Source organism: Marinobacterium litorale DSM 23545 (assembly GCF_000428985.1).
In the GTDB taxonomy this organism is placed as follows: Bacteria; Pseudomonadota; Gammaproteobacteria; order Pseudomonadales; family Balneatricaceae; genus Marinobacterium_D; species Marinobacterium_D litorale.
Window position 1 is genome coordinate 1 of record NZ_AUAZ01000036.1, and the last position, 20,221, is coordinate 20,221.

Below are 20,221 nucleotides of genomic sequence, written 5' to 3' on the forward strand. Positions count from 1 at the left end.
CTGGTGCAAGATGTTGACAAGCCGGTTTTCCTGATCCTCGATAACCACCCGGTTCATCATGCTCGTCGGGTTCGAGACTATGTTGAGAGTCTCGACGGCAAGCTCAGGTTGTTCTTCCTGCCGCCGTACTCGCCGGAGCTGAATCCTGACGAGTCTGTTTGGGGCTATATCAAATACCATCACGTCGGTAAAAAGATCATTAACAGCAAAGAACAACTTCGGAGCACTGTTTACCGGCAGCTTCGACGTTTGCAAAAATTGCCACGACTATTGAAATCGTTTTTTGGCCATCCGGATTTGGCTTATATCTCCGGGTAATGTTCGCTTACTTTATTTCGAATTAGTAAGTAGTCCTGCACGACGCAGCTCATCCAAAACCGTTCCCTTGAAGGAGGCAAAAAGCAAGGCGCCGCCCTGAGCTTCGATCCGTTGCTTTTCTTGTATCAGCATCTCGAAAGCCGATACATCCACGAAATTGATCCCTTTGCCGATGATCAGGATGCGCGGCGGGCCTTCACTCTGTTTCGACAGCGTGCGCAGGTGACGCTGAATGTGGTCGACGCAGCCGAAGAACATGGAGCCGTCGATGCGGATGATTTTTAGCTGCGGGCATTCTTGAAGGTTGTAGCGGTGGATATTGCGCAGACTGCGACGCTCGCTGTCTTGCAACGGGGCCACCGGAATCATGGAGGGACGCGAGGTGCGTCTGAGGTAGAGAGCGATGGAAAGAAATACGCCCACGTAAATCGAAAACTCCGGATTCACCAGCAGGGTAGCGGAGAAGGTGGCGCCGAGAACCAGAGACTCGCTGCGGCTTGCGCTCACGATCTGGCGGATGTGGTGTGTATCGATCAGATTCCAGGCGATCAGCATAATGGCACCGGCCATGGCGGGCAGCGGCAGCCAGTGTGTAAAGCTCGGGAACAGCAGTAGAACGAGTGCCACGATCAGGGCATTAATCAGCGCGGCCAGGGGGGTTCTGGCACCGGAAGTCAGGTTGGCGCCGGATCGCGTAAAGGAGCCGGACCCGGCAAAACAGCCGAAGAAACTGCCGATACTGTTAGCCAGCCCCTGGCCAACAAACTCCCGGTTTCCGCTGATCGACTGATGGGTTTGGGCGGCCAGAGCGCGAGCGATACTGACCGCCTCGATCAGACCGAGCAGCGCCAGGGCGAAGGCACCGGATGCGAGGCTATCCAGTTCCGATAGCGTAAGCGAGGGCAGCGATGGGCTGGGCAGGCTCTTGGGCATGGTCCCGACCATTTCGATACCGGCTGTGCCGCCGCCCAGCAGCTGGCAGACCACGGAGCCTGCGATCAACGCCAGCAACAGGTGGGGGAGGCGACGGTTTATCCGTCTCAAGGCGACCGCCGAAATCAATGTCACCAAGCCGATCACAAACGGCCGCCAATCGGCCTGTTGCCACTGTCCGGCCAAAGCGCCGAGGGTTTCAAACAGGTTGAGGCCTCGATCAAGCTCTATGCCCAGTAAATAGCGTATCTGACTGGCGGCGATGAGTATCGCTGCCCCTGCTGTAAAGCCGATGATGACCGTATGGGATATGAAGTTGACCAGCGAGCCGACCCGCAGCAGGCCCAGGCCGAACTGAATCAGTCCGACCAACAGTGTCAGCGTAATGACCGTGGAGACAAAGGCTTGCGAGCCGGGCTCGGCGACCCCGCTGACAATACTCATTATCACCATCGACACGGCCGCGGCGGGCCCGGAGATCATCTGCCAGGATGAGCCGAACAGTGCGGCGATGGCGGCCACAATGATAGCGGTATAGAGGCCGGTCTCTGGCGGCATGCCGGCTATCAACGCATAGGCAACACCCTGGGGGAGGGCGATCACAGCACCGGTCAGGCCTGCAATCAGGTCCGCCCGCATCTGAGTGCCGCTCAATTGATGGCGCCATGGGAACAGATCGGCCAAGAGTTAACTCCGGTTCGGATTGGTGTGTGTGCGGAGTCTATCAGAAGGTGGCTAAGCGAGCGCCCCGAAGGGCGCGTTCGGGCAGATCAGAGAGAGTCGAGCGCGCTCTTGACTACCGGTGTGGCGGGCTTGCCGTCCAGCGTTGTGATGCCATCCAGCCAGGTATCGAGTACGGCGGGATTGGCCGCCAGCCAGCGTTGCGCCGCCGCAGCGGGTTTCATGCCGTCATCCAGGATGTATCCCATGATCTGATTTTCCATATCCAGCGTGAAGGTCATGTTTTGCAGCAGCTGACCGACGTTGGGACAGGCTTCGGAATAGCCTTTACGAGTCAGGGTACGAACCGTGGCACCACCAAAGTCAGGACCAAAGTAGTCGTCGCCGCCGGTCAGGTAGGCGATCTCCATGGTGCTGTTCATTGGATGGGGTTCCCAGCCCAGGAAGACGATGAACTGATCACGTCGAATTGCCCGGCGTACCTGGCTCATCACGCCCTGTTCTCCGGACTCGACCAGTTGCCAGTCGCTTAGATTAAAGTCGCCGCTGTCGATCATCTTCTGCAGCAGCTGGTTGGCGGGTGCCCCGGCTTCAATACCGTAAATCCGGTTGCGGAATTTGTCAGCTTGCGTCTGAAGATCGGCAAAATCGGTGATGCCGGCATCGTGGACATATTGCGGCACAGCCAGCGTAAACTTGGCACCGGTCAGGTTGGTGCCGACGATATCGAGAGAGTCGCCGTACTTGTCGATAAACTTCTGTTGGGCCGGCATCCAGTTGCCTAGGAAGAGGTCCACTTCGCCGCTCTTTAAGCCTTCGAAGCCGATGGGTACGGCCAGGGTTTCCACCTTGGCATCATAGCCCAGCGTATCCAGCAGGACTTCCGTTACGCCGTTAGTGGCGGCGATATCGGTCCAGCCCGGGCCGCTCAGAGTGACCTGCTTGCAGCTGTGATCGTTCGCCAAGGCCGCCCCGGCGTTCAGTGTTCCAGCCAACCCCAAAGCCAGGGTCAGGTTTAGAGTCTTTTTCATCGCGTTCATCGGTTTTCCTCTGTTGGTGGACGGTGGCACTCAGGCCGAGGGTTGCGGAAAACGCGCACGGCGCTCCAGGTCGTCCAGATCGATAGTGTTGCGCATGTAGCTGCGGCTCGCATCCACCATGGGCTGGTGGTCCCACTTGGGCTCGATACCCTGGCGGTGTGCTTCGGCGATAAAGCGTCGGCGCTGCTGGCTAATCAGTACACGCTCGGTAATCGCGTCGCTGTCCCAGCGTTGCGCGGCCTCCTGACGAAACGCTGCGAGTTGTTCTGCATATGCGGGGTTCGTTGTCAGGTTGTTCATCTCCTTGGGATCGGCCTCAAGATCAAATAGCTGTTCCGGATCGGTCTCGCAGCAGACATATTTGAATCGGCCCCGGCGAATCATAAACAGGGGAGCGGTTACCCCCTCGCCGGTGTATTCACCGATGACTTCGTCATGTCCACCCTGGTCGAGCAGGTGGGGCATCAGGCTGCGGCCATCGATCGGCATAACGTATTTCGGGGGTTTTTGAGGGGAGGCGAGCTCCACCAGAGTCGGTAACAGGTCCAGGGTGGATATGGACTCTGTGACGCGGTGTGGCTCAAAACGTTGTGGTGCCCAGACCAGCATGGGAACCCGGGCTGACCATTCGAAAAAGCTCATTTTATACCAGAGTCCGCGCTCACCCAGCATATCTCCGTGATCGCCTGAGAAAATAACAATGGTGTTCTGATCAAGCCCTGTTTCTTTGAGGGAGTTCAGCAGACTGCCGATCTGGTCATCCACATAGCTGACATTGCCATAGTAGGCCCGGCGGGCGTTGCGGATCTGCTTCTCGCTGATCTCTCGCTCATCTTTCTGGTAAACATGCAGCAGGCGTTGGGAGTGAGGGTCCTGCTCGGCATCGGCGATATTGACTGAGGGCAGGTCGATCTCATCCTCTGTGTAGCGGTCCCAGTATTCCCGGGGTGTTGCGTAGGGATCATGGGGATGGGTCATGGAAACGGTCAGGAAAAACGGGCGTTGATCTTCACTCCGAGCGTGGTTGTACAGGTAGCGTCGGGCGTGGAACACCACTTCATCGTCAAAGTCGAGCTGGTTGGTCCGTACGACAGGCCCCGCCTGAGTGACCGATGACATGTTGTGATAGTACGTTGGCCGTTGATCAAAGTTTTGCCAGTCGACAAACCAGCCGTAATCGGCGGGGTAGATATCCGTGGTTAAGCGCTCTTCGTATCCATGGAGCTGGTCCGGGCCACAGAAGTGCATTTTGCCGGAGAGCGCTGTGCGATATCCGGCGTGGCGCAGGTAGTGTGCAAATGTAGGGTAGTCGGCCGGGAAGTCCGCGGCATTGTCCCAGGCACCGATGCGGGAGGGTAGCTGTCCTGTCATCAACACATACCGGCTTGGTGCACAGAGCGGACTGTTGCAGTAGGCGGATTCGAACACCACACCCTGCTCCGCCAGCTGATCAAGGTTAGGGGTTTTGGCGGTCTTGCCTCCGAGAAAGGAAAGGACCGGGGCGGCCAGCTGGTCGGCCATAATGAACAAGATATTGGGCTGTTCCTGCATGAGATGACTGCGCCTGCTTAAGTTTATAAGTCCGGTTTGTGATTAGATCGATTTATCGATTAGTCGCTCTACTTCAGGGTTCCATACGGAAAAAACGGTGTAAACTGACTGAAAACTGATACTTGGGATTAGTGAGGCTAATGGTATTTGCGGAACGTTTGCCTGCGCTGCAGAGTCTGATCGTATTCGAGGCCGCAGCGCGACACCTGAGTTTTACGGCAGCCGCCCGGGAGCTGGGCACGACTCAGTCTGCGGTAAGCCAGCAGGTAAGGGGGCTGGAAGAGGAGTTGCAGCTGGAGCTGTTTCTCCGGGTGTATCGTGGTGTGGAGCTGACCGATGAAGGTCGTGCATTGCACCATGCGGTGGAGGAGGGGCTGCACCGGATCGCCGGAACCCTGGAACAACTGCAGTACCGACGCCAACATCAACGGCTGACGGTGGCCACCGATTTTGCATTCGCCGCCTACTGGCTGATGCCTCGGCTGCCTGATTTCCGTAGCCGGTATCCAGAGGTGGATGTGCGCATCATGACCTCTCAGGGTGGGGATGGACTTCAGCCGAAAGATGCGGATGTGGCAATTAGCTTCTGTGGCACGCCGCCAACCCAACGCGGTGCCAGGCGGCTATTTGCCGAGGAGGTGTTTCCGATCTGCAGCCCCGCACTGCTGGAGCGGCTGGGCGCACCTCAAAAGGCTGACCAGCTGCTAACGATGCCATTGCTGAGCTTGCGCGCCGAATCGGGAGCCGGTTGGTTAGAGTGGAAGGATCTGCTCCAGCATTTGGGTGTAGAGCCCAAATCCGATGATCCGGTTTTGACCTTCGACAACTACACGCTTCTGATACAGGCGGCATTGGCCGGCCAGGGCGTGGGGCTGGGCTGGGGCACGCTTGTCGATGATTTGATAGATCGGGGTCTGCTCGTTGCCCTGCGCGACTTTACCGTTCATACCCGGGGCGGTTACTTTCTAAGAGAGCCCCGGCCTCGCGAGCCGGTCAATGCCAAGCGCCACTTCGTACACTGGCTGCTGCAAACTCGCACTACCGAGATCGAAGAGAACGATGACTAGCATGCAACCCAAGGAGCTTCCCGGTTCGCCGCAGGATGTCTCTCAACATTATGACTGGCGCTATATTCTGAATATCGGCCTCAAGCACCGGCGTGAGTTGATCCTGGCCAATATCATCGCAATTCTGGCGACGACGGTGTCTGTTCCCCTGCCGTTGCTGATGCCATTGCTGGTGGACGAGGTGTTGCTGGATAAACCGGGCGTGGTTGTCGAAACGGTCAACGGGATGACCCCTGAGGGTTGGCACGGGCCTATTCTGTATATCGGAGCGGTATTGCTGTTCACGGTGATTCTGCGTCTGTTTGCCCTGGGCCTTAACGTTTGGCAAACCCGCCAGTTCACGATCATCTCCAAGGACGTGATCTTTCGGATTCGGGCCAGCCTTCTGCAGCGATTACAGAAGATCTCGATGAATGAGTATGAAACCCTGGGCAGTGGAACCGTGGCCTCCCATTTTGTGACGGACCTGGATACCGTTGACCGCTTTGTCGGGACATCGGTCAGTCGCCTGTTAGTAGCCACGTTATCGATTATCGGCACGGCCGTGATTCTACTCTGGATGCACTGGCAGCTGGCGCTGTTTATCCTCTTTCTGAACCCCTTGGTGATCTATCTGACCATGGCGATCGGCAAGCGGGTCAAGTTGCTGAAAAAGCGGGAGAACAAGGCGTTCGAGGTGTTTCAGGGGGCGCTGACTGAAACCCTGGATGCGATTCAGCAGATCCGTGCCGGTAACCGCGAACGTCATTATTTAATGCGTCTGACCGACCGTGCCCGTGAGGTGCGGGACCACTCCACGGCGTTTGAGTGGCAGTCGGATGCGACCAGCCGCTTAAGTTTCATCCTGTTCATGATCGGGGTCGATGTGTTTCGCGCAGCGGCCATGCTGATGGTGGTGTTCTCCGACCTGAGTATCGGTCAGATGATGGCGGTCTTCGGCTATCTCTGGTTCATGATGGGACCGGTACAGGAGGTACTGGGTATTCAGTACGCCTGGTTCGGAGCCCGTGCAGCACTAACCCGGGTCAACCGTTTGATGGACCTGCATCTCGAGCCCGCTTACCCGCACCTTCAAAACCCGTTCGAGGGCAGGAAGCAGGTTGCCATCGAGCTCGACGATATCCATTTCAGCTACATCGAAGGCCAGGAGGTGTTGCGCGGGATCAGTCTGAAAATTGCGCCCGGGGAGAAGGTGGCGCTGGTGGGTGCCAGCGGCGGGGGCAAGTCTACGCTGGTGCAGGTATTGCTCGGCCTCTATCCACCCCAGAAAGGCGTGGTGCGCTTTGACGGGGTGCCTGTCACCCAGATTGGTCTGGACTGTGTTCGGGAAAATGTGGCGACAGTACTTCAGGCTCCAGCCCTGTTTAATGGCAGTGTTCGAGAAAACCTGGCGATGGGGCGTGAGTTCGAAGAGGAACAGCTCTGGCAGGCGCTGGAAGTGGCGCAGCTTCGTGAATTTGTCGAGGGACTCGATCAACAGCTCGATACGCGGGTGGGGCGTCAGGGGGTTCGCCTTTCAGGGGGGCAGCGCCAGCGCCTGGCTGTCGCCCGCATGGTCTTGAGCGACCCCAGCGTGGTGATTCTGGACGAGGCGACGTCGGCGCTGGATACAGAGACTGAATACGCGTTGCATCGCGCTTTGGAAAGCTTTTTAGCCGGGCGAACCACTATTATTGTGGCTCATCGACTCAGTGCCGTGCGCCAGGCCGATCATGTCTATGTCTTTGAGGGTGGGCAGATCAGCGAGCGCGGCAGTCATGAAGAGTTGCTCAGTCAGAACGGCCTCTATGCGCGGCTGTATGGTACCCGGCAGAGGTGAGCATGCGTCGTCCCGAGTGTCCTTGGCGCGATGGAAACGATATCCAGCTGATCGTAGACGCGGCACAGTTCTATCCCGCTATGCTGGAAGCGATTACTCAGGCCCGGGAGTCCGTGCTGCTGGAGATGTACCTGGTCTCCAGTGGTGCGGTCATGGACACGTTTATACAGGCTCTGGGGCAAGCGGCGCAGCGCGGCGTGGCGGTGCGTGTTTTATTTGATCACTACGGCGCACGGGACCTGGGACGACGTGATCGACAGCGTATGCGCGACACCGGCGTGGAGCTGGTTTTTTACAATCCTCTATCGCTGGGAAAGTGGAGTGCAAACTTGTCCCGGGATCACCGTAAACTGCTGGTGGTTGATTATTCCCTTGCGTTCATCGGCGGTTCAGGGCTGACCGATGAATATCTGTATGCGGATCCAACACAGAGGGAGACGCCCTGGCATGAACTGATGTGCCGGGTACGTGGTCCTGTGGTGGCCGACTTGGTGGGGCTGTTTGAGCGGCTCTGGTGCAGAAGCCTGGGCAGTGCTCTTGAGGGCGGGCGTATTCAATTACCGGAGACGGGGGCTGCGCGGATTCGTGTGCTGACTTCTGAGGGCCCGACCCGTCAGCATTTAAAGCTCAGTGTGCTGCGCTCTATTCATTTTTCACGAAAACGGGTGTGGATCTGCACCGCCTATTTTCTGCCTTCGCTGTCGTTGCGGCTGGCCCTGCGCTACGCAGCGCGTCGAGGGCTGGATGTGAGACTGCTGGTGGCCGGACCTCTGACAGATCATCGATGGATCTATCATGCCTCCAAACGGTACTACCGACGCTTGTTAAACGCGGGTGTCAGGATTTATGAGTACCAGCCGCGCATGCTCCATTCCAAGATTGCACTGCTCGATGAGCGGGTGTCGGTGGGCTCGTGTAATCTGGATCATTGGAATCTACGCTGGAACCAGGAGGCTAATATTGAGGTCGATGAAAGGACATTCAGTGAGTCGGTGGTTCAGTTGTTTGAAAGAGACTTTGCCGACAGCGAAGAGATTACGGCAGAGGTCTGGGCGAAAAGGCCCTGGACACGGAAGCTGAAAGAGTTGATCTGGGCATTGGTCTGCCAGTGGATCTTGAGAATTCGATAGGGCAAGGGTGGTGAGCCACCCCTATGCGCCCGTCAGGAGGTGGATATATGGCACGTCGTGGTCAAACCCGGTTTATGATTTTTACGGTGTTGGCGGCAGCGCTTGCGCTTGGGGGCTGTGCTCAGCAAAGTCTGACCGGAGACGCCTACAGCCGCAGTGAAGCACGGCAGGTCCAGCGGGTTCAGTACGCCGTGGTTGAGTCTGTGCGGCCGGTGGTCATTGAGGGACGTACCGATGGTGTTGTCGGTGGAGGTGCTGGCGCCGTGGTTGGCGGTATCGCCGGCAGTGGCGTGGGCAGCGGCAGCGGCTCGCGCATCGCCACAGTGCTCGGTGCTGTGGCCGGTGGCATTATCGGACAGCGGGTCGAAGAGTCCACCAGCCGTCGTCAGGGTCAGGAAATCACCTTGCGTCTGGATAATGGCGAGCTGATCTCATTGGTGCAGGAGGTACAGGATCAGAGCTTCTTCCGGCCGGGCGACCGCGTGCGGGTGCTGCGCAACGGAGGCAATGTGAGGGTGACTTACTAAAGCTCTGAGAGTTTATAAGTCACCCGCTTAACCCAACTCAGTTCGCTTGGCGCGGATCGGTTGCGGTGACGCTGGAGCGGCTGTCCTGAGCTGCATGCCAGCGCGCCAGATTGGGATAGTCACCGGAGCGGATAAGTTCCCGGAAATAACCCCAGTCCAGCATCGAGTAGAGACAGATCGATGGGTAATGCCACACCGTGAAGGCGTCGGTTGCAGCCAGTTCCTCCAGCGCTTTCAATGACAGCGCGATGCGTTCATGCTGAAGCCGATAAAACATCACCTCTTCGCGGTCGGTATCCAGGCCTGAACGCTGTGACAGCAGCAGTGTGACCATGGAGTCATTCACGGCGTCAATCACCGTTAACTGATTTTCCTGCTCCCAACTCAGGTGGGGCAAGTCCAGTTTCTCCTGCAGATAGCGAGAGATCACTCGCGAGTCGTACACCACGTCATCGCCGTCATGGAGCACCGGAATCTTCATGGCGGGGTTCTCTTTGCGAAGCTCATCCCGGTCCGCACCATAGATATTCAGGTCGGCGAACTCATAACCCTGTCCTGCGTCTGCCAACAGCAACCGAATGCGGCGCACGTAGGGTGAAGTGGAAGATCCGATCAGTTTCATGTGACTCCCTCGTTGTTAAGTGCAGATGGCAGTTTAGCTGAAGGTGGCTATGTCTACTGTGAAGATTTAAAAAACAAAGAGTTAGCCATTTGGGGTGGTTTGTGCAAGTGGTTTTTGTTTGCTACCGTAAAGAAACACTCGACGATCTTTCAGGGTACCCAGCGTGTCTGCCTGGATCTCCGCGTTCCACCTCAGTGGAAGCAGCCTCACCGAAATCATGTCGCCCCAGCGCGGTTTAGACATGATGACCTCCCGATTGCCGGGGCCGATAGCCCCTGCGGCCCATCAATGGTTTTCTCAAAAGGATAAGACGACAGCCTATGTGTGGAATCTGCGGTGAAATAGTATTTACCGGTCAGTCACCGTCGGTGACGGCCGTGCTGCGGATGGCTGATCGCCTGCAACCGCGTGGCCCGGATGCCGGTGGTGTCTATGCACAGAAGAACATTGCGTTCGGTCACCGGCGCTTGAAGATCATCGATCTGTCCGATCATGCCCAGCAACCGATGCATGATCCGGATCTGGGGCTGACGCTGGTTTTCAACGGCTGCATTTACAATTACGAAGCGTTGCGCAGCGAACTCCAGAGTCTGGGCTATCGCTTTTTCTCTACCGGCGACAGCGAAGTGATTCTCAAGGCCTTTCATGCCTGGGGCCCGGAGTGCGTGCAACGGTTCAACGGTATGTTTGCCTTTGCCATACACGACCGGGACACGGGCCGGGTGGTCTGGGCCCGCGACCGGTTCGGTATAAAACCGTTTTACTATGCTGAGCTGGAGGGCAAATTGAGATTTGCCTCCTCACTGCCCGCAATCCTGGCGGCGGGTGAGGTCAATACAGAAATCGACCCGGTGGCGCTGCACCACTACATGCAGTGGCATGCGGTTGTCCCGCCGCCCTATACCCTGCTCAAGGGCGTACGTAAGCTGGAGCCTGCCACTTACCGGGTGATCGAAGCGGATGGGCAGTATCGCGATACCCGCTATTGGTCACAGGTCATGGGACCGCAGCAGGGCGATGAGGACAAGACTCAGCGTGACTGGGAAGATGAACTGCTTGCTGTCATGCGTCGTTCGGTGGAACGCCGGGCGGTGGCCGACGTTCCCGTGGGGGTCTTGCTTTCCGGCGGGCTGGACTCGAGTCTGATCGTCGGCTTGCTGGCCGAACAGGGGCAAACCGGGCTGAATACGTTTTCGGTGGGCTTCGAGGCGGCAGGCGGCGAAAAGGGGGACGAGTTTAAGTACTCCGATATCATCGCCGACCACTACGGCACCGAGCATCATCAGATCATGGTGCCCTCCAGCCGCTTGCTGGAGACTTTGCCGGATACTTTCTCCGCCATGTCCGAACCCATGGTCAGCTATGACAATGTGGGGTTTTATCTGCTCTCCCACGAAGTGTCCAAACACCTGAAAGTGGTCCAGAGCGGGCAGGGTGCCGACGAGGTTTTTGGTGGTTACCACTGGTATCCGCCGATGCTGGAGAGCGAAGACGCGGTGGCCGATTACAGCAAGGCCTTCTTTGATCGTAGCGAGGCGGAGTTTGCCCAGGCGATCAGCTCTCAGTATGTGGGCGATAATTACTCCCGCAAGTTTGTAGAGCGCTATTTTGCCAGCGCGTCAGCCCCCCGTCCGGTGGACAAGGCGTTGCATATCGATACCAACGTGATGCTGGTCGACGATCCGGTCAAGCGGGTCGATAACATGACCATGGCCTGGGGCCTGGAAGCGCGGGTGCCATTTCTTGATCACGAAGTGGTGGAGCTGGCCGGGCGTATTCCCGCTGAACTCAAGGTGAAGGATAGCGGCAAATATGTGCTCAAGGAGATGGCACGGCGGATTATCCCCAGTGCGGTGATCGACCGTCCCAAGGGTTATTTCCCGGTGCCTGCACTTAAGTATATCGAGGGGCCCTACCTGGAGTTTGTACGGGGGTATCTGGACAGCGATACCTGCCGTGAGCGAGGGCTGTTCCGCCACGAGTATCTTGAGATGCTGATGGATGCACCGCGAGACCACATCACGCCGCTACGCGGCTCCAAACTCTGGCAGATGGCGCTGCTGGAGATGTGGATGCAGACCCACGGAATCTGATCGATGAATAATGAAACTGACGACAGGAGTGAGGCTGTTGAGCTGGATCCGATGGATCCGAATACCATGGCCTCCCTTAAACACTGGGGCGATCCGCTGGACCTGCCCGGCGGTCGCGAGATGGCGTCGGACGTGGCGATCGATTGCGGCTGGGGGCGGCTGATCTTCGGCCAGACGTTCAGTAACCCCCGGGAACTGGCTAACCTGCTACGGCTGGAGCGCGAGGGGCGGCGTGATATTGCGCTCTATGTGCGCGAGCCTCATCTGGTCCTCTCCCATGCCCCCCAGGATCTGTTCATGGATCCCTCGCTCACCTTCCGGCTCGACTTCCGCCGTTATCGGAAACTGCCCGCGCGTCCGGAGACGCTGGTGATTCGTGAGCTAACGGCAGAGGATGACCAGCCCAAGATCAACCGCCTGCATATGGCGCGCGGCATGGTACCCGCCTACGACGGCTTTTATACCAAACTGAACGACAAGCCGGAACTGACGGTTCTGGTGGCAGAGGACAGGCACAGCGGTGAAATTATTGGCTGTGTCACCGGCGTTGATCACCGTGAGGCGTTTAATGATCCGGACAATGGGTGCAGCCTCTGGGCACTGGTGACCGATCCGCAAACTCAGGTGCCGGCGGTCGGGGAGTGGCTTTCCCGTCATCTGATCGAGATGATGATCGCGCGCGGACGCAGCTTTATCGACCTGTCGGTGATGCACGATAACGAGCCTGCAATCAATCTGTATGAAAAGCTCGGTTTTCGACAGGTGCCGGTCTACTGCGTCAAGCATAAGAACTCGATCAATGAACGGCTGTTTATCGGCGAGGATCCGGAGGAAGATCTCAACATCTATGCGCGCCTGATCACCAAAGAGGCGCGGCGACGCGGTATTGCGGTTGAGGTGCTGGATGCCGAGGGCGGTTTCTTCCGTCTGTCTCTGGCCGGGCGTTGGGTGACCTGCCGCGAATCGCTCAGTGAAATGACCAGCGCCGTGGCCATGTCCCGCTGTGACGACAAGGCGGTCACCCGTCGCCTGTTGCAAAAAGAGGGGCTACGTGTTCCCGAGCAGGTCACCGCCGGCGATGACGAGACCATTGAGAATTTTGTCTCGCGTCACCGTGCTGTGGTGGTTAAACCGGCCCGGGGCGAGCAGGGCCGTGGTATTCAGGTCGGGCTCACCGAGGTTGACGAGATTAAAGCGGCGGTGGCGTCCGCCCGCGCGTTCTGTGACAAGGTATTGCTGGAGCAGTGCGTCAGCGGGGATGACCTGCGCGTTATCGTGATCGACTATCAGGTGGTGGCGGCTGCGGTGCGCCGACCTCCCAGCGTCTGCGGTGATGGCTCACACAGCATTGGCGAGCTGATCGAGCGTTTGAGCCGCCGTCGGGAGGCAGCAACAGACGGTGAAAGCCGGATCCCGCTGGATGCGGAAACCGAGCGCTGTGTGCGCCGCGCAGGATACAGTCTGGACCAGGTCCTGCCCGGTGGTGAGTGGCTACAAGTGCGCACAACGGCTAACCTGCATACGGGAGGCACTATTCATGATGTGACGGCCGATCTGCATCCGGTGCTGTCATCCGCGGCGGTTCGGGCCGCAAAGGCGTTGGAGATCCCGGTGGTGGGCCTGGATTTCATGGTACCTGATGTGAGCGGTCCCGATTATGCCATTATCGAAGCGAACGAGCGGCCCGGGCTTGCCAATCATGAGCCCCAGCCCACCGTGGAGCGGTTTGTGGATCTGCTGTTTCCGCATACCCGGAGTCAGAATTCCAAGCATTTGAATCAGAGGAGTGATGCGTGACTGAACTGAACATTGATCAGGAGTACCTCCAGGAACAGCTCAACCACTTGCTCCTGACACCCAGCCCCTCAGGTATGACCGATGATGTGGTGCGCTATATCTGTGCGGAGCTGGAAAAGCTGGAAATTCGTTATGAACTGACCCGTCGGGGTGCGGTTCGTGCGATCATTCCCGGGCGCAATGAAACGGCGCCGCGACGCGCTATCGCCGCTCACCTGGATACCCTCGGAGCGATGGTCAAGGGGCTCAAGCGCGATGGCCGGCTGCGGGTTGTCCCTATCGGGCACTGGAATGCACGCTTTGCCGAAGGTGCCCGGGTCAAAATCCATTGTGACAATGGTTCGATCTACACCGGGACTATTCTGCCGCTGAAAGCATCAGGTCATACCTATAACACCGAGGTCGACTCACAGGAATCGGACTGGGACAACCTCGAGATCCGCGTGGATGAGCCGGTGAACCAGATCGACCAGCTCTGGGATATGGGGGTTCGGGTCGGTGACTTCGTTTCGGTGGATTCCAAGCCGGAGTTTACCGAGAGCGGTTTTGTTAACGGCCGTCATCTGGATGACAAGGCGGGTGTGGCCTGCATGCTGGCGACGGTTAAGGCGCTGCGTGACGCCGGTGTCCAGCCCGAGCTGGACAGCTACCTGCTGTTTACGATTTCGGAGGAGGTGGGTGTCGGTGCATCCCATATCCTGATGGGCGATATCGCCGAGATGGTTTCCATCGACAACGGCACCAACGCCCCGGGCCAGAATACCTGTGAGTATGGCGTGACTATCGCCATGCAGGACTCAAGTGGCCCGTTCGACCGCCACCTTAACCAGCACCTGATTGGCTTGTGCAAGCGCTGGGAGATCGAATTCAGTCGCGATATATTCCGCTTCTACCGTTCCGATGCGGCCTCTGCGCTGGAGGCGGGGAATGACATTCGGACCTCGCTGATCTGTTTCGGCCTTGATGCCTCCCATGGCTGGGAGCGGGTGCATATGCGCTCGCTGGAAGCGGTGACCCGCCTTTTGGTGAGCTACCTCACCTCCAAGCCCATGTTCGACAAGGATCAGAACGCGATCGGCGCAATTTCCGAGTATCCGCTGATCCACGATACCGAGCGTTTAAAAATGTGATCAGCGGGTGTAGCGGTAGTGAATCAGGTTGTGAAATACAGCCGGTTCACCGCCGCAACAGCGGTATCCATGGGGCTGATCGGCATTGAATCGCAGGGCGTCCCCCATGTGTAACTCCACCCAAGCCTCACCGACCTTGACTGCCATCTGCCCGCGAATCAGCGTGACATGCTCAGTGACCCCTGCGTCATGGGGGGCCGAAAGGCGCTCGTAGCCGGGCGGCAGCGTTAATTCCAGTAACTCGAAACCAAAGGCCGGGTCGTACGGGAACAGGGGCGCTACCAGCATCGGGTCGGTGGTGGGGCGGTGCCTGAGACGGTCAGCACTGCGCAGCTGCACGCCTCCGGGCGGTGTGATAGTAGGTTGTAACAGATGAGAGAGTGAGATCTGAAAGCCGGTGGCCAGTTTCCACAGCGTGGCCAATGTGGGACTCGACTCGCCGCGCTCGATCTGCCCCAGCATCGCCTTGCTGACCCCCGTCGCTTTTGAGGCGCGATCCAGGCTCCAGCCTCGCTCCTGGCGAATTGCCTGTAACGCAGTGGCTATGTAATCAGGGCTGTCCACGATTGATCTCCGCAAATTGATTTGTGCGTTATAGCGTATAACGCTATGCTGTCGCAAATTGTGCGTTATAGCGCACATGGCTGTGGCGTCGTAAGAGCGCTCAGCCTGACGTGGAAACAAGGCAGGTGAGCTCCGATGCCGACTAAACGAATTTCCGATCTGTTTTCCCTCTCGCATATATCCGCTGGATTTGTCGCGGTACTGGTGGGGTATACCAGTTCAGTGGTGATCATTTTGCAGGCCGCTCGCAGTGCCGGTGCCAGCGACACCCAGATCGGATCCTGGCTATGGGCACTGGGTTTGGGTATGGCGGTCACCAGCATCGGATTGTCCCTGCGTTATAAAACGCCGCTGCTCACCGCCTGGTCAACGCCGGGAGCCGCTTTGTTGGTGACAGGCTTGATGGGGCATAGCCTTAACGAGGCGGTGGGGATCTTTATGTTCGCCTCTGCCTTGGCGATGCTGGCGGGACTCAGCGGGGGCTTTGATCGTTTGATACGGCATGTGCCTTCGGCATTGGCCGGCGCGATGCTGGCCGGCGTGCTGTTTCAGTTCGGCCTGGATCTATTTGTTGCGCTGGAGGATAGCACCTGGCTGGTTGGAACCATGTTGGTGACCTATTTGCTGGCTCGCTGTTACCTCCCGCGCTACGTGATTCCTTTGACGCTGGTGGCGGGCTTAAGCTGCGTTGCCGTGCAGGGGCAGTTGGTCGTGGATGAACTTGAGCTGGCATTGGCCTGGCCGGTCTGGGTTAAGCCAGAGTTTTCCGTTGCCGCACTAATTGGCGTGGGTCTGCCCCTGTTTATCGTTACCCAGACGTCCCAAAACCTGCCGGGACTGGCCGTGCTGCGCGCCAACGGATATGAGACTCCGGTGTCGCCGGTGATTACCACCACCGGTTTAACCGGTTTGTTACTGGCACCCTTCGGCGGTTATGCATTTAATCTGGCGGCCATTACCGCTGCGATCTGCATGGGTGAAAATGCGGATCCCGATCCCAAGCGGCGCTATCGGGCTGCGGTGTGGGCCGGGTGTTTCTATCTGCTGACCGGCCTGTTTGGTGCAACGGTTGTAGCGCTGTTTGCCGCATTGCCCGGGGCACTGGTGATGAGTATTGCGGGACTGGCGCTGCTGGCCACCATCGGTAACTCACTGGCGGCGGCGCTGGAGTCCGGCGAGAGCCGAGAGAGCGCGTTGATCACTTTTCTGGTCACTGCATCGGGCATCTCGTTAATGGGGGTAGGCAGTGCATTCTGGGGACTGGTGATCGGACTGGTCGCGCACTGGCTGCCGAAAATACTGGCGAGTCGCAGCGTCTGAGCAGAAAAGGCCGCTTCCCCCTCGTTGGGAGAGCGGCCGGAAAAGGGTTAGTTTTGGTCCAGTTCGTTGGCTCGATTGCCACCGGCAACGGAATATTGCATCGCGACCTTGCGACTCTTCTGGAAGGTTTGCAGGTCTTCACCCCGCATGCTGGCGTAGACATGGGGGTTGGATACGCCCACCACGGCGGCCATTTTCTCCAGCACAAAGAAAGTCACGCCGTAGTGGATCATCTCGATCCACTTTTGCTCGGCGATCATGTCGCGCTCCTGTTCGGTAAGACCGAACTCGTCGGCCAATGTGGCAAAGTCGCTCAGGAATCGGTCGCGGTGCTCCGGCTCAATCAGACGGTGCAGAAAGTCGTTGATCCGGTACGCCTTGAGGCTGGACTCCAGTGTGAACGGATGAGTGCCTTCCAGATCTTCCGCGCCGGCCAGTTCATAACCGATATGTGTGCGGTGCTCAGAGATCTCTTCCGCTGTGGGATGCTCGCCTCTGTCCTCGAAGATCAGCGTGGCGATATTGGTCATCGATGGGGCATAGGTGGTGCGGTGTACGCATTTTACCTGATCTGAGAGTGCGCCGCGCATGATCAGCCACATGATCACCTCGGCACCTTCCATACCGCCCAGTTTGGCATACTCGGCCAGACGCAGTTCGGTGAGTTGCTCCGGGTTGCTTTCCAGCAGATCCATAAACTCCTCATCCCAGGCTTCGTTGATAAAGCCGCAGCGCTCGCCATGGACCTGATGCGAGAGGCCACCGGTGGCGACGATGGCCACATTCATATCCTCCGGGTAACTCTGTATCGCCTTGCGCAGCGCCTTGCCGAGCTTGTAACAGCGCTTGGCATTGGGGATTGGCAGCTGAAGGACGCCCACCTGCAGCGGGACCACCTGGCCGGGCCAACCCTCCGGGTCTGGAGAGATCATCGACAGCGGGGAGAAGAAACCGTGATCCAACGGCTTTTTCTGGAAGAACGACATGTCGAACTCGTCTGCGACCAGAGAGGCGCCGATATGACGGGCCAGGGCTGCATGTCCGCGCGCGGGCGGATAGTCGCGAGGGCCACCGCCTTCGTCGGCGGTGTGATACTGATCGTCTGCCCCCAGAACAAAGGGGGAGTAGTGGTCGAAGAAAAACGACGTGATGTGGTCATTGAAGATCAGAAAAAGCAGATCGATCTCTTTCTCTTTCACCCAGTTCTGTACCGCGTTGAAGCCTTCGAAGATTGGGGCCCAGGCCGGATCCGACGCCTTGTTGGTGTCTTTGGCGAAAGCGATTGTGGGGGAGTGAGAGGCGCCGATACCGCCAACAATACGAGCCATGTTTTACTCCTCTAAGTGAGCTGATGATTTAAGCCCATCGTAAAGAGTTAGTCGGCATCAACAATTGGCTTATAATGAATGGATCGTTTCCGTATAGAAACACTCAATAGATGAACTGGAACCTGGATGATCTGCCGCTGTTTGTTGCGGTCTGTGATCAGATGAACATAACCGCTGCCGCTGAGGAGCTGGGGCTGGCCAAGTCCACTATCAGCAAGGCGCTGACCCGACTGGAGCGAAGCTTAGGCGTTCGTTTACTTGAACGAAACTCGCGCAATATACGCATGACCAGTGAAGGGCGTGTGTTTCTGGAGCAGGCGCGAATGATACTTGAGCAGGTGAACGAAGCCGACGCCACCATGGCCGGACTGGTTTCAGAGCCGGCTGGCCCTCTCGTTGTAGCCTTGCCGATGGCCTTTGCCCGGGAGATTGTTGCGCCTCGGTTGCGTCGGTTTTACGAGCGCTTTCCCGCTATCGAGCTGGAGATCGTCATTACCAGCCATCCGGTGGATGTGATCCGGGACCGGATCGATCTGGCTGTGCAGGTAGGGCATCTGGATGATTCCGAGCTGATCGCCCGTCGACTCTACGAGAGTCGTCTATGCTGGGTGACAACCCCGGAATACCTGGCCAGTCATGGACTGAATGGGGGGATCGAAAGTCTGGTACCCCATATCCATATCTGTGAAAAACGTTATGGTATCCAGGGCTTCCCGGTCCGAGTGAACGGGGAGAAGCGCCAACTCGATCTGAGCCGCGGAATCATACATGTTAACGATCCAATCGCGGTGCGCGAGGCGGTTCTGAGCGGTTTGGGCGTGACATTATTACCGGATCAGTACTGCAAGCGGCATCTGGCCAGGGGGGAGCTGGTACAGGTATTCAAGGCGGTGGAATTTGAAGCTTCGGCATCGATTCTGTCCGCCGTTTATCCCAGCCGTCGACTGCTCTCCAATAAAACCCGGGCGTTTCTGGAGTTTCTGGTTGAGACCTGTGAGGGGATGTAACGGAGGTTTCTCCTCGCAACTGTGTAAGCACGCAGTCACCAGGAGGAACGGTCAGCGTTAATCGAGGCGCCGTTCAGCGCTTCAACAGCGTATTGAGCTTCAGACTTTCATCCGCCGCTTCTTCAAAGCTGGGAGAGATACCAGCAGCGAGTAGTTTACGCGCGGCCATATGATCCGCGGGCTTGTTGACGGTGTGAACGGCAATCAGCTGGTCGCCCTTGTAGAGGAACAGGGTGAATTTACCTGAGTCCATATCGCCACGCTGTACAACCCGGTCGTAGCCCTGATGGAAACCCACCATCTGTATCTTGTGAGCGTATTGGTCGGACCAGAACCAGGGTACAGCGTCGTAGGTGGTTGGTGTTCCGGTGATGTTGGCTGCGATCACTTTGGCCTGATCGACCGCATTCTGGACCGACTCGATGCGAGTGAAGCCTTCAGCCATCGGATGCTCGCAGCTGACCGCATCACCGGCTGCCCAGATCGACGGATCGCTGGTTCGGCAATAGCTGTCCACCCGAATGCCACCATCGCATTCCAGGCTTGCCTGTTCTGCCAATCCGATGGCCGGTGTAACGCCGATACCGGCGACCAGTAGATCGCACTCAAGCTGCTGTCCATCCTGAGTCAGGATCGACAATCGGCCGCTCTCCAGCCGATTAACGGTTTCGATCCGCGTATTCAGCCGAATATCAGCACCTTGCGCCTGATGCTCCTTGAGCATGTACTCGGAGAGTTCCGGCGTCACGTTCTGATTCAGTATGCGCTCGCCGCGAACCAGAACGCTCACCCGCTTGCCCAACTTAACGGCCGTGGATGCGAACTCCAGGCCGATAAAACCACCGCCGATGACGACCACGTCCTCGACTGCATCAAGCTGTTCACGGATGCCGTTGATATCGTCCAGTGATTTTATATAGTGAACCGAGTCCGCCAGATCAGCTGGAATCTGAAGAGGACGCAGCTGTGCGCCTGGGGCAAGTACCAGCTGGTCGTAAACCACCTGCTCACCGTTATCCAGAACCAGGGTTTTCGCACCGCGGTCGATTGATTCGACACGTTGACCCAGACGCATCTCTACGCGTTGCTCTTCAAAAAAAGCAGCGGTACGAAACAGCAGGGTGTCGGGGTCTGCACCATCGAGCAGGTAGCTCTTGGATAGCGGCGGGCGTTGGTAGGGCAGGTGAGGCTCGGCGTCGATCAACGTAATCGCGTCGGTATAGCCACCCTTACGCAGGCTGTCGATGCACTGGAAACCGGCATGGCCCCCGCCAACGATGACAACGCCGGCCAT

General features: G+C 57.8%; 17 protein-coding genes and 1 pseudogene. 10 read left to right on the top strand and 8 right to left on the bottom strand.

The features are described 5' to 3' along the window. A pseudogene (locus tag G403_RS25895) lies at nucleotides 1–169 on the top strand (transposase); the annotation flags it as partial. Between the two features lie 161 nt (nucleotides 170–330). On the opposite strand, the gene G403_RS23880 reads toward G403_RS25895, so the two are convergent. The 3 genes from G403_RS23880 to betC all read right to left on the bottom strand — a co-directional run bounded on the left by G403_RS23880 (nucleotide 331) and on the right by betC (nucleotide 4,523). Beyond that, the gene (locus G403_RS23880) at nucleotides 331–1,935 is read right to left on the bottom strand and encodes a SulP family inorganic anion transporter (RefSeq protein WP_051299257.1); all 1,605 of its coding nucleotides are present in this window, start codon (nucleotides 1,933–1,935) and stop codon (nucleotides 331–333) included. 86 nt (nucleotides 1,936–2,021) lie between these two features. Then, nucleotides 2,022–2,972 carry a choline ABC transporter substrate-binding protein gene (gene choX / locus G403_RS0118140; protein WP_211232715.1) on the bottom strand — a complete coding sequence of 317 codons (951 nt, stop codon included), beginning with the start codon at nucleotides 2,970–2,972 and terminating at the stop codon, nucleotides 2,022–2,024. Nucleotides 2,973–3,002: 30 nt separating this feature from the next. Beyond that, the gene (gene betC, locus G403_RS0118145) at nucleotides 3,003–4,523 is read right to left on the bottom strand and encodes a choline-sulfatase (RefSeq protein WP_027855242.1); all 1,521 of its coding nucleotides are present in this window, start codon (nucleotides 4,521–4,523) and stop codon (nucleotides 3,003–3,005) included. A 140-nt stretch (nucleotides 4,524–4,663) separates the two neighbouring features. Here betC and G403_RS0118150 point away from each other — a divergent pair, with 140 nt between their 5' ends. The 4 genes from G403_RS0118150 to G403_RS0118165 are packed head-to-tail and all read left to right on the top strand — an operon-like array spanning nucleotide 4,664 to nucleotide 9,066. Beyond that, on the top strand, nucleotides 4,664–5,590 hold the full coding sequence (locus G403_RS0118150; protein WP_027855243.1) for a choline sulfate utilization transcriptional regulator: 927 nt from the start codon (nucleotides 4,664–4,666) through the stop codon (nucleotides 5,588–5,590). Further along, entirely contained in the window at nucleotides 5,583–7,409 is a 1,827-nt protein-coding gene (locus G403_RS0118155; RefSeq protein WP_342665445.1) for an ABC transporter ATP-binding protein, read from the top strand. The genes G403_RS0118150 and G403_RS0118155 overlap by 8 nt, the downstream gene beginning before the upstream one ends. Nucleotides 7,410–7,411: 2 nt before the next feature. Next, a complete protein-coding gene (locus tag G403_RS0118160) occupies nucleotides 7,412–8,539 on the top strand; it encodes a phospholipase D-like domain-containing protein (RefSeq protein WP_027855245.1) in 1,128 nt (375 codons plus the stop codon). 47 nt (nucleotides 8,540–8,586) lie between these two features. Next, nucleotides 8,587–9,066, top strand: a complete 480-nt coding sequence (locus G403_RS0118165; protein WP_245578394.1) for an outer membrane lipoprotein — start codon at nucleotides 8,587–8,589, stop codon at nucleotides 9,064–9,066. Nucleotides 9,067–9,103: 37 nt separating this feature from the next. Here the strand turns inward: G403_RS0118165 and G403_RS0118170 are convergent, their stop codons facing one another. Beyond that, the gene (locus G403_RS0118170) at nucleotides 9,104–9,688 is read right to left on the bottom strand and encodes a glutathione S-transferase family protein (protein WP_027855247.1); all 585 of its coding nucleotides are present in this window, start codon (nucleotides 9,686–9,688) and stop codon (nucleotides 9,104–9,106) included. A gap of 81 nt (nucleotides 9,689–9,769) precedes the next feature. Further along, nucleotides 9,770–9,931 carry a hypothetical protein gene (locus tag G403_RS25365; RefSeq protein WP_156899737.1) on the bottom strand — a complete coding sequence of 54 codons (162 nt, stop codon included), beginning with the start codon at nucleotides 9,929–9,931 and terminating at the stop codon, nucleotides 9,770–9,772. 77 nt (nucleotides 9,932–10,008) lie between these two features. Here G403_RS25365 and G403_RS0118180 point away from each other — a divergent pair, with 77 nt between their 5' ends. The 3 genes from G403_RS0118180 to G403_RS0118190 are packed head-to-tail and all read left to right on the top strand — an operon-like array spanning nucleotide 10,009 to nucleotide 14,708. After that, on the top strand, nucleotides 10,009–11,781 hold the full coding sequence (locus tag G403_RS0118180; protein WP_027855248.1) for an N-acetylglutaminylglutamine amidotransferase: 1,773 nt from the start codon (nucleotides 10,009–10,011) through the stop codon (nucleotides 11,779–11,781). Between the two features lie 3 nt (nucleotides 11,782–11,784). Next, on the top strand, nucleotides 11,785–13,578 hold the full coding sequence (gene ngg / locus G403_RS23885) for an N-acetylglutaminylglutamine synthetase (RefSeq protein WP_051299259.1): 1,794 nt from the start codon (nucleotides 11,785–11,787) through the stop codon (nucleotides 13,576–13,578). Then, complete coding sequence (locus G403_RS0118190; protein ID WP_036234486.1) at nucleotides 13,575–14,708, top strand: osmoprotectant NAGGN system M42 family peptidase; 1,134 nt, start codon at nucleotides 13,575–13,577, stop codon at nucleotides 14,706–14,708. The genes ngg and G403_RS0118190 overlap by 4 nt, the downstream gene beginning before the upstream one ends. Here G403_RS0118190 and G403_RS0118195 read toward each other — a convergent pair whose 3' ends face one another. Continuing rightward, nucleotides 14,709–15,272 carry a helix-turn-helix domain-containing protein gene (locus G403_RS0118195; protein ID WP_245578395.1) on the bottom strand — a complete coding sequence of 188 codons (564 nt, stop codon included), beginning with the start codon at nucleotides 15,270–15,272 and terminating at the stop codon, nucleotides 14,709–14,711. Between the two features lie 135 nt (nucleotides 15,273–15,407). Here G403_RS0118195 and G403_RS0118200 point away from each other — a divergent pair, with 135 nt between their 5' ends. Continuing rightward, the gene (locus G403_RS0118200) at nucleotides 15,408–16,592 is read left to right on the top strand and encodes a benzoate/H(+) symporter BenE family transporter (protein ID WP_036234489.1); all 1,185 of its coding nucleotides are present in this window, start codon (nucleotides 15,408–15,410) and stop codon (nucleotides 16,590–16,592) included. Between the two features lie 47 nt (nucleotides 16,593–16,639). Here G403_RS0118200 and G403_RS0118205 read toward each other — a convergent pair whose 3' ends face one another. Then, a complete protein-coding gene (locus G403_RS0118205; protein WP_027855252.1) occupies nucleotides 16,640–17,920 on the bottom strand; it encodes a gallate dioxygenase in 1,281 nt (426 codons plus the stop codon). 110 nt (nucleotides 17,921–18,030) lie between these two features. On the opposite strand from G403_RS0118205, the gene G403_RS0118210 reads away from it, so the two are divergent. After that, nucleotides 18,031–18,927: a LysR family transcriptional regulator gene (locus G403_RS0118210; RefSeq protein ID WP_027855253.1), complete on the top strand. Its 897-nt coding sequence runs from the start codon at nucleotides 18,031–18,033 to the stop codon at nucleotides 18,925–18,927. A 73-nt stretch (nucleotides 18,928–19,000) separates the two neighbouring features. Here the strand turns inward: G403_RS0118210 and G403_RS0118215 are convergent, their stop codons facing one another. After that, the gene (locus G403_RS0118215; protein ID WP_027855254.1) at nucleotides 19,001–20,221 is read right to left on the bottom strand and encodes an NAD(P)/FAD-dependent oxidoreductase; all 1,221 of its coding nucleotides are present in this window, start codon (nucleotides 20,219–20,221) and stop codon (nucleotides 19,001–19,003) included.

Excerpts from the sequence above, each read along its gene's own strand:
- ngg (WP_051299259.1), top strand. The coding sequence starts at position 11,785 with ATGAATAATGAAACTGACGACAGGAGTGAGGCTGTTGAGCTGGATCCG.
- G403_RS0118200 (WP_036234489.1), top strand. The coding sequence starts at position 15,408 with ATGCCGACTAAACGAATTTCCGATCTGTTTTCCCTCTCGCATATATCC.
- G403_RS25365 (WP_156899737.1), bottom strand. The coding sequence starts at position 9,931 with ATGTCTAAACCGCGCTGGGGCGACATGATTTCGGTGAGGCTGCTTCCA.
- betC (WP_027855242.1), bottom strand. The coding sequence starts at position 4,523 with ATGCAGGAACAGCCCAATATCTTGTTCATTATGGCCGACCAGCTGGCC.
- G403_RS0118205 (WP_027855252.1), bottom strand. The coding sequence starts at position 17,920 with ATGGCTCGTATTGTTGGCGGTATCGGCGCCTCTCACTCCCCCACAATC.
- G403_RS0118210 (WP_027855253.1), top strand. The coding sequence starts at position 18,031 with ATGAACTGGAACCTGGATGATCTGCCGCTGTTTGTTGCGGTCTGTGAT.
- G403_RS0118180 (WP_027855248.1), top strand. The coding sequence starts at position 10,009 with ATGTGTGGAATCTGCGGTGAAATAGTATTTACCGGTCAGTCACCGTCG.
- G403_RS0118165 (WP_245578394.1), top strand. The coding sequence starts at position 8,587 with ATGGCACGTCGTGGTCAAACCCGGTTTATGATTTTTACGGTGTTGGCG.
- G403_RS0118160 (WP_027855245.1), top strand. The coding sequence starts at position 7,412 with ATGCGTCGTCCCGAGTGTCCTTGGCGCGATGGAAACGATATCCAGCTG.
- G403_RS0118215 (WP_027855254.1), bottom strand. The coding sequence starts at position 20,221 with ATGGCCGGCGTTGTCATCGTTGGCGGGGGCCATGCCGGTTTCCAGTGC.
- choX (WP_211232715.1), bottom strand. The coding sequence starts at position 2,972 with ATGAACGCGATGAAAAAGACTCTAAACCTGACCCTGGCTTTGGGGTTG.
- G403_RS0118155 (WP_342665445.1), top strand. The coding sequence starts at position 5,583 with ATGACTAGCATGCAACCCAAGGAGCTTCCCGGTTCGCCGCAGGATGTC.
- G403_RS0118170 (WP_027855247.1), bottom strand. The coding sequence starts at position 9,688 with ATGAAACTGATCGGATCTTCCACTTCACCCTACGTGCGCCGCATTCGG.
- G403_RS0118150 (WP_027855243.1), top strand. The coding sequence starts at position 4,664 with ATGGTATTTGCGGAACGTTTGCCTGCGCTGCAGAGTCTGATCGTATTC.